This is a genomic window from Labedella endophytica (genome assembly GCF_003990045.1).
Taxonomy (GTDB): Bacteria; Actinomycetota; Actinomycetes; order Actinomycetales; family Microbacteriaceae; genus Labedella; species Labedella endophytica.
Genome location: NZ_RZGZ01000005.1, coordinates 33475 through 48539, shown reverse-complemented (window position 1 = coordinate 48539; position 15065 = coordinate 33475). Strand labels below are relative to the sequence as shown.

16 protein-coding genes are annotated in these 15065 nt (G+C 68.9%); 10 read left to right on the top strand and 6 right to left on the bottom strand.

Annotated features, from left to right (window positions below):
- Positions 1-119 precede the first annotated feature (119 nt).
- The 4 genes from mvk to nadE are packed head-to-tail and all read left to right on the top strand — an operon-like array spanning position 120 to position 3986.
- Positions 120-1070 carry a mevalonate kinase gene (gene mvk / locus ELQ94_RS15325; RefSeq protein WP_166404861.1) on the top strand — a complete coding sequence of 317 codons (951 nt, stop codon included), beginning with the start codon at positions 120-122 and terminating at the stop codon, positions 1068-1070.
- Positions 1067-2041 (top strand): diphosphomevalonate decarboxylase, encoded by a 975-nt coding sequence (mvaD, locus tag ELQ94_RS15320; RefSeq protein WP_127051250.1) that lies wholly within the window; start codon positions 1067-1069, stop codon positions 2039-2041. The genes mvk and mvaD overlap by 4 nt, the downstream gene beginning before the upstream one ends.
- A complete protein-coding gene (locus ELQ94_RS15315; RefSeq protein ID WP_127051249.1) occupies positions 2038-3129 on the top strand; it encodes a phosphomevalonate kinase in 1092 nt (363 codons plus the stop codon). Before mvaD ends, ELQ94_RS15315 begins: the two co-directional genes overlap by 4 nt.
- A 23-nt stretch (positions 3130-3152) precedes the next feature.
- Positions 3153-3986 (top strand): ammonia-dependent NAD(+) synthetase, encoded by an 834-nt coding sequence (nadE, locus tag ELQ94_RS15310; RefSeq protein WP_127051248.1) that lies wholly within the window; start codon positions 3153-3155, stop codon positions 3984-3986.
- A gap of 102 nt (positions 3987-4088) precedes the next feature.
- On the opposite strand, the gene ELQ94_RS15305 is transcribed toward nadE, so the two are convergent.
- A complete protein-coding gene (locus ELQ94_RS15305) occupies positions 4089-4877 on the bottom strand; it encodes a hypothetical protein (protein ID WP_208007755.1) in 789 nt (262 codons plus the stop codon).
- Between the two features lie 105 nt (positions 4878-4982).
- Positions 4983-5252, bottom strand: a complete 270-nt coding sequence (locus ELQ94_RS15300; protein WP_127051247.1) for a hypothetical protein — start codon at positions 5250-5252, stop codon at positions 4983-4985.
- A gap of 303 nt (positions 5253-5555) precedes the next feature.
- Here ELQ94_RS15300 and ELQ94_RS17375 point away from each other — a divergent pair, with 303 nt between their 5' ends.
- From ELQ94_RS17375 to ELQ94_RS15280, 4 genes are all read left to right on the top strand, one after another.
- Positions 5556-5873: a single-stranded DNA-binding protein gene (locus ELQ94_RS17375; RefSeq protein WP_166404859.1), complete on the top strand. Its 318-nt coding sequence runs from the start codon at positions 5556-5558 to the stop codon at positions 5871-5873.
- A gap of 67 nt (positions 5874-5940) precedes the next feature.
- The gene (locus ELQ94_RS15290) at positions 5941-6438 is read left to right on the top strand and encodes a DUF6993 domain-containing protein (protein ID WP_243697064.1); all 498 of its coding nucleotides are present in this window, start codon (positions 5941-5943) and stop codon (positions 6436-6438) included.
- Between the two features lie 40 nt (positions 6439-6478).
- A complete protein-coding gene (gene ettA / locus ELQ94_RS15285; RefSeq protein ID WP_127051245.1) occupies positions 6479-8161 on the top strand; it encodes an energy-dependent translational throttle protein EttA in 1683 nt (560 codons plus the stop codon).
- The gene (locus tag ELQ94_RS15280) at positions 8158-8637 is read left to right on the top strand and encodes an acyl-CoA thioesterase (RefSeq protein WP_208007761.1); all 480 of its coding nucleotides are present in this window, start codon (positions 8158-8160) and stop codon (positions 8635-8637) included. The genes ettA and ELQ94_RS15280 overlap by 4 nt, the downstream gene beginning before the upstream one ends.
- Positions 8638-8665: 28 nt before the next feature.
- On the opposite strand, the gene ELQ94_RS15275 is transcribed toward ELQ94_RS15280, so the two are convergent.
- The gene (locus ELQ94_RS15275) at positions 8666-9529 is read right to left on the bottom strand and encodes an acyl-CoA thioesterase (RefSeq protein ID WP_208007753.1); all 864 of its coding nucleotides are present in this window, start codon (positions 9527-9529) and stop codon (positions 8666-8668) included.
- A 54-nt stretch (positions 9530-9583) separates the two neighbouring features.
- Here ELQ94_RS15275 and ELQ94_RS15270 point away from each other — a divergent pair, with 54 nt between their 5' ends.
- Positions 9584-10243 carry a DUF8185 domain-containing protein gene (locus ELQ94_RS15270; RefSeq protein WP_127051243.1) on the top strand — a complete coding sequence of 220 codons (660 nt, stop codon included), beginning with the start codon at positions 9584-9586 and terminating at the stop codon, positions 10241-10243.
- A 10-nt stretch (positions 10244-10253) separates the two neighbouring features.
- On the opposite strand, the gene ELQ94_RS15265 is transcribed toward ELQ94_RS15270, so the two are convergent.
- The 3 genes from ELQ94_RS15265 to pepN all read right to left on the bottom strand — a co-directional run bounded on the left by ELQ94_RS15265 (position 10254) and on the right by pepN (position 14313).
- Positions 10254-10646 (bottom strand): globin, encoded by a 393-nt coding sequence (locus ELQ94_RS15265; protein ID WP_127051242.1) that lies wholly within the window; start codon positions 10644-10646, stop codon positions 10254-10256.
- Positions 10639-11682 (bottom strand): mechanosensitive ion channel family protein, encoded by a 1044-nt coding sequence (locus tag ELQ94_RS15260; protein ID WP_127051241.1) that lies wholly within the window; start codon positions 11680-11682, stop codon positions 10639-10641. The genes ELQ94_RS15265 and ELQ94_RS15260 overlap by 8 nt, the downstream gene beginning before the upstream one ends.
- Before the next feature lie 84 nt (positions 11683-11766).
- Complete coding sequence (gene pepN, locus ELQ94_RS15255; protein WP_127051240.1) at positions 11767-14313, bottom strand: aminopeptidase N; 2547 nt, start codon at positions 14311-14313, stop codon at positions 11767-11769.
- Positions 14314-14401: 88 nt separating this feature from the next.
- Between pepN and ELQ94_RS15250 the strand changes: the two genes are divergently transcribed.
- A complete protein-coding gene (locus ELQ94_RS15250) occupies positions 14402-15028 on the top strand; it encodes a mycothiol-dependent nitroreductase Rv2466c family protein (protein WP_127051239.1) in 627 nt (208 codons plus the stop codon).
- The last annotated feature ends 37 nt before the right edge of the window (positions 15029-15065 follow it).

The following is a 15065-nucleotide window of genomic DNA, read 5'->3' as shown; positions in this document are numbered from 1 at the left end:
CTCCGAGTGCGTACGGGGCCTCTCGGCGCAACCGCGCTCCGGGTGGACTCCGACCGGGTACAGTCGTGGGCGGCGCGCGAACGGCCGCGTCCGTCCGGAACCCTCGGGAGGAATCGGCAGTGGAATCACGAAGCGGCGTGCTCGGTACCGGGCACACGCGGGCGAAGTTCATCCTGATGGGCGAACACTCCGTGGTGTACGGCCGTCCGGCGATCGCCCTTCCGCTTCCCGCCCTGTCGATGGACGTCGAGATCCTTCGAAGCCCGGGCGAGGCACGCATCGAGTCCTCCCTGTTCTCGGGCCTGCTCTCCGAGACACCGGATCAGCTGGCGGGTCCGCTCGCCGCGATCGAGGCGGCCGGTGAGGCGTTCGCCGTGCCCCGTCGGGACCTCTCGGTCGTGATCCGGAGCTCCATCCCGGCAGAACGCGGCCTCGGATCGAGCGCAGCGGCCGCCGGCGCTCTCGTGCACGCGTTCGCCGACGTCGCCGGACGCGCACTGTCGGACCGGGAACACCTCGATCTCGTGCAGGTGGCGGAGCGCGTCGCCCACGGGACCCCGAGCGGGCTCGATGCCGTGGCAACGAATTCTCGGGTACCCGTGATGTTCCGCTCGGGAGAGGCCTCGCCCCTTCCGCTGACCCTCGAGGCCTCGTTCGTCATCGCGGACACGGGGGAGCGCGGCCGCACGCGCGACGCCGTGGCCGCCGTACGCTCGGTCCATGACGCCCGCCCTCGATGGGCCACGGCACGTATCGATCGTCTGGGCGAGCTCGCGGAGGGTGCCGCCGACGACCTGGCGCAGGGATCGGCGGATCGCCTCGGGCAGCGGATGTCCGAGGCGCACGGTCTCCTCTCCGATCTGGGTGTGACCTCCGGCCGCCTCGACGACCTCGTCGCGGCCGCGGCCGCGGCAGGGGCCGCCGGCGCCAAGCTCACGGGGGGCGGGCGCGGCGGATGCATCGTCGCACTCGTCGCGACATCCGGGGAGGCCTCGGCCGTGTCCGCTGCTCTCCGGGAGGCCGGTGCCCACGCGACCTGGACCTACGACACGATGGTGCCCGTCGCATGACCGGCTCGTCGACTGCTGTCGCTCATTCCAACATCGCCCTCATCAAGTACTGGGGGAAGGTCGATTCGCGGCTCGCGATCCCGGCGACGAGCAGCGTATCCCTCACCCTCGACGCCTATCGCACCGAGACGACCGTGGAATGGGGGGCTGAGCAGGACTCCGTCGTCCTCGACGGTGCCGTCCTCAGCGGTGTGCCGGCGGACCGCGTCTCCCGCTTCCTCGATCTCGTCCGGGATCTCGCCGGCCGTTCGGACCACGCCACAGTGGTTTCGCGCAACACGGTGCCGACCGCGGCGGGACTCGCTTCCTCCGCATCGGGGTTCGCCGCCCTCGCGGCGGCCGCGACGTCCGCCGCCGGTCTCACGCTCGCCCCGCGCGACCTCTCGATCCTCGCCCGCAAGGGCTCCGGATCCGCGTCACGCTCCGTCTTCGGGGGGCTCGCCGTCTGGTACGCGGGCACGGACGACCTCTCGTCCTACGCCGAACCGCTCGTGGACCCGGGACTCGATCTCGCGATGGTCGTCGCCGTCGTGAACGCCGGGACGAAGGAGATCTCGAGCCGGGACGCCATGAGACTGACGGCGGAGACTTCGCCGTACTACGACGCGTGGGTGTCCGCCTCCCGTTCGGACTTCTCGTCGATGCTCGATGCGATCGGCGCGGGGGACTTCACGCGGGTCGGCGAGCTCGCGGAATCGAACGCGATGCGGATGCACGCGTCCATGCTCGGCTCGACCCCGCCCGTGACGTACTGGGAGCCCGACAGCGTCCGGTGCCTCCGCCTCGTCCGCGAGCTCCGATCCGCCGGGGCCGAGTGCTACGCCACCATGGATGCCGGACCCAACGTCAAGATCCTCTGCCGTCGCCCGGACCTCGCCACCATCCGGACCGCTGTGGAGGAGCTCGGCGTCGCCGGGGTCACCACGGCGCTCCCGGGACCGGGCGTCCGCATCGATCGGGCGACCGCATGATCGAGGTCTCGGCGCCAGGAAAGCTCTTCATCGCGGGGGAGTACGCCGTCGTCGAACCGGGGTACCCCGCCGTGCTCATCGCGGTCGACCGTTTCGTCACCGTGACACTCGCGGCCGCGGCCACCGGTACCGGCCGGTTGATCTCCGATCAGTTCGGCCACCTCCCCGTCCTCTGGCGACGCGACGGCGACAGGCTCGTGATCGATCGCGACCAGCGGCCGTTCGACTACGTCCTCTCGGCCATCCGCGTCGTCGAGGCGTTCGCCGTCGACTCGGGCCGTCCGCTCGCGTTCTACGACCTCACGATCCGGAGCGAGCTCGATGATCGCTCCGGTCGCAAGTTCGGACTCGGTTCGAGCGCGGCGGTCACCGTGGCGACGGTCACGGCGCTCGACCGGTTCTACGGACTCGGTCTCGACGAGTTGTCGCGATTGAAACTCGCCCTTCTCGCGACCATCGGGGTCAATCCGCTCGCCTCGGGCGGCGACGTGGCCGCGAGCCTCTACGGCGGCTGGATCGCCTTCTCCTCGCCCGACCGCGAGTGGGTCCTCGACCATCACGCCCGCTCCGGTGTGTCGAGTGTCGTCGCCGCCGACTGGCCGGGTCTCTCCATCCGACGGTTGTCCCCGCTGTCGGGCGGACGCCTGGTCGTCGGCTGGACCGGCGAACCGGCCTCGACGGCCCAACTCGTCGACGGCATCCAGCAGCGCAAGCGCCGCGTGGACACCCACTACGAGCAATTCCTCGGCGACAGCAGGGCCTGCGTTGATGCACTCGTCGAGGCGTTCGACTCCGACGACCTCGCGGGCGCACAGGCGCAACTCCACCGGGCGCGGCGACTCCTCGTCCGTCTCGGCGTCAGCATGGGCATGTCGATCGAGACGCCGGAGTTGACGCTCCTCTGCGATTCGGCCGAGTACGTCGGCGCCGCGGCCAAGTCGTCGGGAGCCGGTGGCGGGGACTGCGGGATCGTGCTCGCCGACGAGGCGACCGACCTCGATCCCATGTTCCGGCGGTGGGAGCTCGGCGATATCCGACGACTCTCGCTGCACGTCCACGGCGGTGCCGAACCCGAAACCACGGCGTAACGCGTCGGAGTTAGGCTGGCGGTATGAGTGATCGTCAGAGCGCCATCATTGCCGAACTGGGTTCCGTTCCGGAAATCGATCCCGCCGGGGAGATCGAGGAACGCGTGGCGTTCCTCGTCGAATACGCCACGATCACCTCGGCCTCGGGATTCGTCCTCGGCATCAGCGGGGGACAGGACTCCTCGCTCGCCGGGCGCCTGTGCCAGCTGGCGGTCGAGCGACTGCGGTCCGAGGGGCGGGAAGCGGAGTTCATCGCAGTCCGGCTCCCGTACGGGGTGCAGCACGACGAGGACGATGCTCAGCTCGCCCTCGGCTTCATCTCTCCGGACCGGACCGTGACCTTCAACGTCAAGCGCGGGGTCGACGGCTTCTTCGACGAGTACGCCGATGCCGTGGGAGATCGGATGACCGACTTCACCAAGGGCAACGTCAAGGCACGGGCACGCATGGTCTCCCAGTACGCGATCGCCGGCCAGCGTTCGCTGCTCGTGGTGGGGACGGACCACGCGGCTGAGGCGCTCACCGGGTTCTTCACCAAGTTCGGCGATGGCGGGGCGGACATCCTCCCGCTCAGCGGACTCACGAAGCGACAGGGCAAGGCTCTCCTGCGCCACCTCGACGCTCCCGCGCGGCTCTACGAGAAGGCGCCGACGGCCGATCTTCTCGACGAGACCCCCGGTCAGACGGACGAGGCGAACCTCGGTCTCACCTATCAGGACATCGACGACTACCTGGAGGGGCGCGAGGTGCCCGCCGACGTGGCGGAGGCGATCGAGACCCGCTTCCTCGCCACGCGTCACAAACGCACCGTTCCGGTCACACCGTCCGACGACTGGTGGCGCGCTCCCTCCAACTGACCGGCTGCCATCTCGATCGGCCCTGTCGCTCGGCGAGACCGGAGACGACGATGCCCTCCCGCTCGTGAGCGGGAGGGCATCGTCGTGAGCGAGGTGGGTTCGTCAGGCCGAGCGGTCGTCGTGCAGGCGGGGCTTCTGCGTTGCCGCGATGCGCTGGTCGATGGCCGCGACGTCCTCGATGAGTTTCTGCGTCTGGGTGTCTGTGCGGCTCTCGGCGAGCGAGCGGTCCGACGGGAGCACGCGAGTCGGCGCATCCGCCGACGAGCCGTCGGCGCGGGCGGACTGGGCCGCCGGCGCCGGCGCCGAGTTCGCGTCTGGCGCGGAGCTGTGCGCCTTGTGGTGCTGCTCCGCCACCCAGCCGTCCTGGCGACGGACGAGGTCCCGCTCGGATTCGTCGGTGGTGAAGGACCAGCGCTCGATGTCGTTCTGGAAGAGCCGCTTCGCCTTCGACGGACGGTTCTGCCAATCGATGAGGCGGTCCCGGAACTCGGTGAGGGCCGGCGCGAGCTCGTACCCGAACGTCGCCGAGTTGCGCTTCATCTCGGCGAGCTGGTGAGCGGCCCAGTCGGCTGCGATCGGTGCAGACTTGATCGGCAGCATACGCACGTGGATGTCGGCCTGGCCCACCGCGCGATCGGCAAGCACCTGCTCGCCGGGAGTGAGCGAGTTCCACACGGATGCCTCGGTCGCGGCGTCGATGAACGCGGCGATGGCCGCGGCCTTCTGCTCGCGCTCGCGCTGATCGACCAGGCGGCGCACGGCGGCCTTCGCGATCGAGGCGGAGACGAGGCCGGACACGATGATCGCGAGAACGATCGTGGCAGCCGTGAAGAGAATCGGGCGCGTGTCCGACGCGGTCAGCCACGTCGTGAAGTCATTCCACCAGTCCATGCGCCGAACGTTACCCCCGCGCGGCCCGCCACCGGCGCATTGGCGCGGTGTGTGGCGCGACGCATTGCTGCCCCCCATTCACGTGTGACGTTCCGCAGGCGCCCGTCACCCTCCCGCGCGAAGGCACTCGAGCGCGTCATCGAGCGACCAGAACCGTCCGTGGTCCACGAATCGTGCGTGGGACGACGAGTATCGCTTCGCGAGGTAGACCTCGCCCCCTGCGGTGTCGATCCGCTCGACGCGTCCGACCACCGCGAAGGAGTCGGTCGAGACGCGCCACAGGCGGTCTCCCCGAGCATCGATGCGCAACCGGCCGATCGGAGAACCGACGGTGCTGATGGAGGCGACGGGAACCGGCGCGATGGTGTCGATCATGGCTGATGTCCTTCCTCGTGCGCGGCCGGCCCCGCGATGCTGATGAACGAAACGCTACGGGCGACCACCGACATCGACCCGGCCGAGCAGATCGAGACGCGTCGCGTGCGGACCCGTCGTCCACAGGACGGACCATGGGCGCGGCATCCCCACGACGTCGATCGACCTCCGACGGGTGCGGTCGCGACGCGCATACTCGATGAGCGGTCGTCGCTCCGGCGGACCCGGCATTCGCACCGGGGCGGCGATCGTCCACCGGACGGTGGCACGTCGTGGCGGGTTCGCGGGACGAGAGGGGCGCCGATGGCAGACCGCGTCAGCGTGGGCGGGCACGTCGAGGCAGCACCCCGCATCGTGGTCACGGCGGAGGGACTCGCCGTGGCGAGCTTCTGCGTGCGAACTCGCCCGGAGAACGACTCCCGCATCCGACTTCCCGCCGGATCCGCCCCGGGCCGCGTCCTCGTCACGGCGCTCGGCGATCTCGCCCGCTCCGTGCGCAAGGCCGTCGCAGCCGGGGACCGGGTGGTGGTGAGCGGCGTGCTGGTGTTGCGGGCGCTGGACGACGGCGCGGTCTCCGCCGAGGTCCACGCCGAGGCGATCGGCCTCGACATCCGGGGTTGAGGCTTGTCTCCTAGACTCGGACGAGCACGTCACCGACCGCACAGCGGTCCGACTACAGGGAGCGTCCGTGGGAACCGATCGACTCGACACACGCCGGTTCACCGCGGTCTCCCGGGGACTCCTCACCGCCCTCGGGCTCGCCGCGGTCGTCGTGGTCTCCGGCTGCACGAGCGAACCGCCCGCCGAACCCGAGACGACGAGTCCCGCGCCGGTGGCGACGGAGACGGCGACCGCTGTCGCCCTCGTCCCGGATGGATCGGCCGAGGACAACAAGCCCTTCTTCGACCAGGTCAACTCCGGCGTGGCCGCGAACGCCGATGCCGGTGGGCGCGACTTCGTCGACGCCCTGGTCTCGGCCGGTTTCGACAAGGCCGCGATGGAGGTCACGAACGACGCGACGACCCTCGGTGATCGAGCCGAGTCGATCCAGTTCAGCGTGAGGTGGGGCGACTCCTGTCTGATCGGACAGTTCGGCCCGGCCGTCGACGGCTACCACTCCACCGTGCAACCGGTGCTCGGCACGGGACTCTGCCTCATCGGCGACACCCGCGCCATCGACTGGTAGGGAGCGCCGCCCGCCGAGCCTCACCTAGGATGGAACGGATATGGCCGAATACATCTATTCCATGGTCCGCGCCCGCAAGGCGGTCGGAGACAAGCTCATCCTCGACGACGTCACGATGGCGTTCCTTCCCGGCGCGAAGATCGGCGTCGTCGGTCCGAACGGCGCCGGTAAGTCCACGATCCTCAAGATCATGGCCGGGCTCGACACCCCGAGCAACGGCGAAGCGAAGCTGACCCCCGGGTTCTCGGTGGGCATCCTCATGCAGGAGCCCGAGCTCGACGAGTCGAAGACCGTGCTCGAGAACGTCCAGGAGGGCGTCGGGGAGATCAAGGGCAAGGTCGATCGCTTCAACGAGATCTCCCTCGCGATGGCCGAACCCGATGCCGACTTCGACGCGCTCCTCGCCGAGATGGGAGTCCTCCAGGAGGCCATCGACGCCGCCGACGCGTGGGACCTCGACTCCCAGCTCGAACAGGCGATGGACGCGCTCCGCACGCCCCCTGGTGATGCGAGCGTCGCGAACCTGTCCGGTGGAGAGAAGCGCCGCGTGGCTCTCTGCAAGCTCCTCCTCCAGAAGCCGGATCTGCTCCTGCTCGACGAGCCCACCAACCACCTCGACGCCGAGAGCGTGCTCTGGCTCGAGCAGCACCTGGCCAAGTATCCCGGCGCCGTGCTCGCCGTGACACACGACCGGTACTTCCTCGACCACGTCGCGGAGTGGATCGCCGAGGTCGACCGCGGGCACCTGTACCCCTACGAGGGCAACTACTCGACCTACCTCGAGAAGAAGCAGGAACGCCTCTCCGTCCAGGGCAAGAAGGACGCGAAGCTCGCCAAGCGCCTCTCGTCCGAGCTCGAGTGGGTCCGCTCGAACGCGAAGGGTCGCCAGGCCAAGTCGAAGGCGCGGCTCGCCCGCTACGAGGAGATGGCCTCCGAGGCCGAACGCACCCGCGTCCTCGATTTCGAGGAGATCGTCATCCCCGTCGGCCCCCGCCTCGGCAGCCAGGTCATCGACGCGTCGAAGCTCCAGAAGGGCTTCGGCGACCGCATCCTGATCGACGGACTCACCTTCACGCTCCCGCGGAACGGCATCGTCGGCGTCATCGGCCCGAACGGTGTCGGAAAGACGACGCTCTTCAAGACCATCGTGGGCCTCGAGCCTCTCGACGGCGGCAACCTGAAGGTCGGCGAGACCGTGGACATCTCCTACGTCGACCAGAGCCGTGGGGGCATCGACCCCAACAAGAACCTCTGGGAGGTCGTCTCAGACGGCCAGGACTACATCCAGGTCGGCAAGACCGAGATCCCGTCGCGGGCCTACGTCTCCCAGTTCGGGTTCAAGGGCCCGGACCAGCAGAAGAAGGCCGGGGTGCTCTCCGGTGGTGAGCGCAACCGCCTGAATCTCGCGCTCACGCTCAAGCAGGGCGGCAACCTGCTCCTCCTCGACGAGCCCACCAACGACCTCGACGTTGAGACCCTCGGAAGCCTCGAGAACGCGCTGCTCGAATTCCCCGGCTGCGCCGTGGTCATCACACACGACCGGTGGTTCCTCGACCGCATCGCGACGCACATCCTGTCGTACGAGGGCACCGAGGAGAACCCGGGCAACTGGTACTGGTTCGAGGGCAACTTCGAGGCGTACGAGGAGAACAAGATCGAGCGCCTCGGACCGGACGCGGCCAAGCCGAACCGCTCGGCGTACCGCAAGCTCACCCGCGACTGATGCGGGTCCACGTCCCCGTCCACCTCCGCTGGGGCGACCTCGACGCGTACAACCACGTCAACAACGTCGAGCTCATGCGCCTCCTCGAAGAGGCGCGTGTGCGCGCGTTCTGGCGCAGCGGCGAGGACGAGGACGGCGTCGACCGGGGCATGGCCCTCATCGAAGCCGAGGTGGGGGCCGACACGGTGACGCTCATCGCGAGGCACGAGGTCGTGTACCTCGCGCCCATCGCCTATCGTCGCGCGCCGCTCGACGTGCAACTGTGGATCTCCCACCTCGGGGGCGCGAGCCTCGACGTCTGCTACGACGTCTTCGGCTCGGGGGAGGCCTCTGGAGACCTGTACGCCCGCGCCGTGAGCACCATCGTGCTCCTCGACACGGCGACGAACAGACCGCGCCGGATCACCGACGAGGAGCGCCTCGCCTGGTCGGTCTACCTGGGCGAACCGCTGCAACTCGGACGCTCGCGCTCCTGACGCAGGCCCGCACGCGGAGTGATGCCGCTCACGACGGGATGCGGACCATCCCCTCCTGGGCCACCGTCGCCACGAGCTCGCCGCTCCGCGTGAAGAACGATCCGCGCGAGAGCCCGCGACCGCCGGTCGCGCTCGGCGAGTCCTGGACGTAGAGCAGCCAGTCGTCCACGCGCGCGGGGCGGTGCCACCACATGGCGTGGTCGAGACTCGCGATCTTGGCCCCGGGCGTCGCCCACGGGATGCCGTGGCGACGGAGCACCGGCTCGAGGATGGTGTAGTCGCTCGCGTAGGCGAGCGCCGCCTGGTGGATGAGGGGCGAATCGGGCAGAGGACTCGTTGCGCGCATCCAGACGGCCTGCCGGTCGGTGTGCTCGCCGTCGACACTCAGATAGATCGGCGAGGGCACGTGGCGCATGTCGAACGGACGATCATTCGCCCACGTCTGCGCGATCGGGTGGTCGATGTCGGCGAGCACCTCGGCCGCCGACGGCAGGTCCTCCGGCTGGGGGATGCCCTCCGGGACGAGGTGCTGGTGCTCGAGACCGTCGTCGTGGTCCTGGAACGAGGCGATGAGCGACAGGATCGGGACCCCGTTCTGGTAAGCCTGCGTCCGGCGGGTGGAGAAGGAGCGACCGTCGTGGATACGATCCACCGCGAACGTGATCGGCCTGCTCGCATCCCCGGCGCGCAGGAAGTACCCGTGCATCGAGTGGACCGAGCGGTCCTCGGGTACCGTCCGCATCGAAGCCGTCAGCGATTGCGCGAGCACCTGTCCGCCGTACACGCGGCCGTGCGGCATCCACTGCGACGGACCGGTGAAGATGTCATCGGTCGTGCGAGCTCCTGTGTCGGTGAGGTCCATCGTGCGGAGGAGCGACTCGATCGGGTTCATCAGCGGGCCTCTCTGGACGCCGCGGTGGCGCCGGTCACGTAAGTTTATGAGCACATGAGTACCACCATCACTTTCCCCGACCCCGCGTCCGTCTCCGATCTGCGCACGTTCCTGACACGCGCCGCCCGCGTGGACGACACGGCCGTTCGCCTCGTCCTCGCTGGCGGCGTCCTCGCCCTGTACACGGCGGCGCTGTCGCCCCGCGGCCTCATGGATCGGGGCTTCACGGTATTGGGCCTGCGGACGATGCGGGCCGCCTCGGAGACCGACCTCGACATCGTGGTGCCCGTGCGCGGAGTGCTCGACCGACTGGCGACCCCGGATACGAGCTCGGGGGAGTCCCTCGATCTGGTCCTCCCGGACCAGCGCGTCGGGACCGTCTGGGCCGGCATCTCACCACCGCGATCGGGCTGGCTGCCGGTCGGTGAGGTGCCTGCGGCGGCTCTCGCCGACGCGACGCGGAGCGGGGTCGCCGAGGTGGCCGATTCCGTGCCAACGGCGGCGGGAGACCACATCGTGCATTCCGTCCGCCAGGGCGTCTGGGCACGTCCGATCGCCGGGCGCGACGACCTACCGGCCGGGGCTGCCTTCGCCGCGGACGCCTACGGATTCATCCCCGATGGGGCGGAGTCCGTTCCCATCTTCGCGAGCGGCTCGTGGGTGCGGCTGAGCCCCCGGCGCGGACACGTCCTCGCTCGGCGCAGCGCCCTCTGACGCCGACGACCTACTCGTCGAAGGTGTTGACCATCGCGTGGGCCGCACGCTCGAGATAGGCCCACAGCTCGGCCTCGTGCAGGGGCGACAGGTCGAGGGTGTCGAGCGCCGTCCGCATGTGGAGGAGCCACCGGTCACGGGCGTCCGGGTTCACCTTGAATGGCATGTGCCGCATGCGGAGACGCGGGTGACCGCGCGTCTCGCCGTAGGTCGACGGCCCGCCCCAGTACTGCTCGAGGAAGAGCAGGAGTCGCTCCGCAGCGGGGCCGAGATCCTCCTCCGGGTACATCGGCTTCAGCACCGGGTCTCCCGCGACGCCGCGGTAGAACTCGGTGACGAGCTTCTCGAAGGTCGGCCGTCCGCCGACGTCGTCGTAGAAGGACTTCGCGAGCAGATCATTCATTCGGGGCTCCCGTCTTCCCATCGGTGCCGGCTTTCGGCCGGCGGCCGCGTGGTGGCTTCTTGGTGACGGGCATGTCGACGACGCCGACGGGCTTCGTGCGCGGGGGTCGCGCACCGGAGACGCTCGCCGCTCCATCGAAGCCCTCGAGCACGACGCTCTTGAGCGAGGGCAGCTTGACGTCCATCTCGTCCATCGCTGCCTTCAGGCGCAGCCGAAGCTCGCGCGCGACGTCGTCCTTGGCGCTCGTCCGGGTCTTGATGACGAGACGCACCACGAGCGCGTCGTCCGAGATGCTCTCGAGGCCCCAGGACTCGGGGCGCTCGAGGATGCGAGTGCGCCACTTCGTCTCGCGCGAGAAGGTCGACGCGGTCTCGAGCAGCGTGTCCTGCACCGCGTCGACGTCGACGTCGTAGGGCACGGCGAGATCGACGATCACTCGGGCCCAGCCCTGCGACATGTTTCCGACGCGCAGGATCTCACCGTTCCGGACGAACCAGAGCGTCCCGTTCACGTCGCGGACCTGGGTGATGCGGATCCCGACGGCCTCGACGACACCCGTCGCCGGCCCGAGGTCGACGACGTCTCCGACGCCGAGCTGGTCCTCCATCACCATGAAGAGACCGTTGAGCACGTCCTTGACGATGTTCTGCGCACCGAAACCGAGGCCCGCGCCGAGCGCAGCGGTGAGGAGAGCGAGGGAACCGATGATGCTCTGGTCGATCGTGTTGACGATGAGCACGATCGAGATGACCGACACGACGACGTTGACGATGTTCGAGAGAACCGTGCCGATGGTGCGCGTGCGCTGCACGACCCGCACGGCGGCGAGCGGCGAGACGGACAGCTCCTTCGTGTCATCGGCGTTGTTCTGCCGCTTGACGCCGTTGACGATGCGGTCGACGACGTGTCGGATCACGAGGCGCATCAGCCAGACCGTCGCGAAGGCGAACAGGACGATCAGGGCGATGAGCGCGAGCTTGCCGAGGAAGGTGGCGAAGAAGACGTCCATGGCCGTCTGGATCTCGGTGAGGTTCATTGGTTCAAGACTAGCGACGGCCCCGTCCGGAAACCCTGAACGCCGGGCCCCGAAACGGGACCCGGCGTTCGTTGGAGGGATCGATCAGCGCGCGTCGCGTGCCTGAGCGGCGACCGCCCGTTCGACTCCGGCGAGGTTCTCGACCACGAGGCGGCGGAGCGCCGGGGCCGCGTCCGCGTTGGCGGAGAGCCACGATCGCGTCATGTCGACGAGTCCCTGATCGGCGAGCGCCGACGGGTACATGCCGGCCACGAGGTACTCGGCGATCTTGTAGCTGCGCGACTCCCAGATCTGCTCGATCGAGGCGAAGTACCGCTCCACGAAGGGTCGGAGCACCTCGCTGTCCGCGGCGCGCTGGAAGCCCAGTCCCGTCGTGCGGACGATCGTGTTCGGCAGCTTGTCGGAGCCGAACACCGAGGACCACGCGGCCGCCTTGCCCTCGGACGTCGGGATCGCCGCTCGTGCGTGGGCGGCCGACTGCTGACCCGTCGCCGTGTTGTCCGCCGCGAGCTCGGCGTCGATGAGGTCGCCGTCGGCGCGGCCACCGGCGGCGAGAGCGATGAGGAGCTCCCAGCCGAGGTCGGTGTCGATGTCGAGGCCTTCGAGGGTCTCGGTACGGTCGCGCAGATCCTCGATGACGTCGAGGTGCTCGTCGGCCGATGCGAGTGCCGCGAAGAACTTGACGAACTGGAACTGGGCGTCGCTCCCCGGCTCGGCGTTCCGCGCCAGGGTCCACAGCGTCGACGCGGCCTCGTGGGCCGTCTCCTTCTGCTTCTCCGGAGCCACGTAGGCACCGACGGCGAGCAGCAGCTGGCTGAGCGTCGTGCGGATGGTCGTCGACTCGGTCTCGCTCGCGATGTTGCCGAGCACGAGCGACACGTAGTCGCTCGCCGGCGTCTCCGCGTCGCGGGTCGCGTCCCAGGCCGAACCCCACACGAGCGACCGCGCGAGCGGGCTCTCGATGTCCGAGAGGTGCGCGATCGCCGTGGCGAGCGACACGTCGTCGAGGCGGATCTTGGCGTACGCGAGATCGTCGTCGTTCAGGAGCACGAGGTCGGGTCGCGTCAGTCCGATGAGCTCGGGCACGGGGGACTCGGCGCCGTCGACGTCGATCTCCACGCGGTGCGTGCGTACGAGGCTCTCGCCCTCGAGCGAGTAGAAGCCGATCGCGAGTCGGTGCGGTCGCAACGTCGGGTAATCGGACACGGCCGACTGCTCGACGACGAACGAGGCGATGGCCCCGGCGTCGTCCGTCTCGATCGCGGCACGGAGCGTGTTGACGCCCGCGGTCTCGAGCCACAGCTTCGACCAGGACCGGAGTTCGCGCCCGCTCGTGGCCTCGAGCTCGTCGAGGAGGTCTGTGAGGACCGTGTTGCCGTAGGCGTGTTTCGCGAAGTACGCGGAGACCCCGGCGAGGAAGTCCTCCTGGCCGACCCACGCGACGAGCTGCTTCAGCACGGAGGCGCCCTTGGCGTAGGTGATGCCGTCGAAGTTGACCTGGACGTCCTCGAGGTCGCGGATCTCCGCGACGATCGGGTGTGTCGAGGGCAGCTGGTCCTGCTTGTACGCCCACGACTTCTCCATTGCGGAGAACGTCGTCCATGCCTCGGTCCACTCGGTCGCCTCGGCGACAGCGAGCGTCGAGGCGTACTCGGCGAAGGACTCGTTCAGCCAGAGGTCGTTCCACCACTTCATGGTGACGAGGTCGCCGAACCACATGTGGGCGAGCTCGTGGAGGATCGTGACGACGCGGCGTTCCTTGACGGCGTCCGTCACCTTGGAGCGGAAGACGTAGGTCTCCGTGAAGGTGATCGCTCCGGCGTTCTCCATGGCGCCGGCGTTGAACTCCGGCACGAACAGCTGGTCGTACTTCTCGAACGGGTACGCCATGCCGAAGGCGTTCTCGTAGAACGCGAAGCCCTCGCGGGTCTTGTCGAAGATGTAGTCGGAGTCCACGAAGTCGGCCAGGCTCTTGCGTGCGTAGATGCCGAGGGGGATCGTGCGACCGTCGTTCGAGGTGAGCTCGCTGTGCACGGACACATAGGGTCCCGCGACGATCGCCGTGACGTAGGACGACAGGACCGGCGTGGGAGCGAAGGTCCACGTGCTGACGCCGTCTCCCGCGGGGACCGGCTCGGGGGTGGGGGAGTTGCTCACGACGGCCCACGCCGACGGCGCCGTGACGGTGAAGGAGAACGTCGCCTTGAGGTCGGGCTGCTCGAAGACCGCGAACACCCGGCGAGAGTCGGGAACCTCGAACTGCGAGTACAGGTACACCTCGCCGTCGACGGGGTCGACGAAGCGGTGCAGCCCCTCGCCGGTGTTCGTGTAGAGCGCGTCGGCGACGATGGTGAGTTCGTTCTCCTCGGCGAGGCCGTCGATCGCGATACGCACGCCGTCGCTCACGACGGCAGGGTCGAGCTCGCGTCCGTTGAGCGTGACCGAGTGGACCTGGGCCGTGATGGCGTCGATGAACGTCGATGCTCCAGCGGTGGCCGAGAAGCGGACCGTGGTGGTGCTGAGGAACGTCTCGTCACCGGTGGTGAGGTCGAGCGTGACGTCGTAGCTCGACGTCGACACGATGGCCGCCCGTTCGATCGCTTCGGCGCGGGTGAGGTTCTCTCCGGGCAACAGTGCCTCCTGTGATCTGTATGGATTCTGTCCATCGGCAAGCCTAGTGCGGGCCCTCGCGCCGGAGCCCGGGCGTTAGAGTCGGATCATGACTTCCTCCGATCAGACGAGCGCGCCGGTTTCCGTGGACTTCTGGTTCGATCCGTCCTGCCCCTGGGCATGGATGACCTCCCGGTGGGTCGACGAGGTCGCGCGGCAGCGCCCCCTCGACGTCACCTGGCACATCATGAGCCTCGCCGTCTTGAACGAGGACAAGGACGTCTCGGAGGACTACCGCGCCTTCTTCCCGCGCGCGCTGCGCTACACGCGCCTCGTCTCGGCGGCGAAGGAGCTGCACGGCGACGCGATCGTCAAGCCGCTCTACGACGCTCTCGGCACGCGGATCCACCCGGGCGGCAGCACAGACGTCGACTCGGTGATCGCGGGAGCCCTCGAGGAGGTCGGTCTCGACGCCGACTTCGCGCGTCACGCGGACTCGGACGAATTCGACGGTCCCATGCGGTCAAGCCACGCCGACGGGATCGGACGCGTCGGCCAGGAGGTCGGCACCCCCATCGTGTCGGTCGACGGCGTCGCCTTCTTCGGTCCTGTGATCTCTCCCGCCCCCAAGGGCGACGAAGCGCTCGCGCTGTGGGACGGCATCGTCGCGGCGGCCCGTTACCCCGGATTCTTCGAGCTCAAGCGCACCCGCACGGTCGACCCGATCTTCGACTGAACGGACCTCGTCGATCGCGCGTCGAGGTATTCGCACG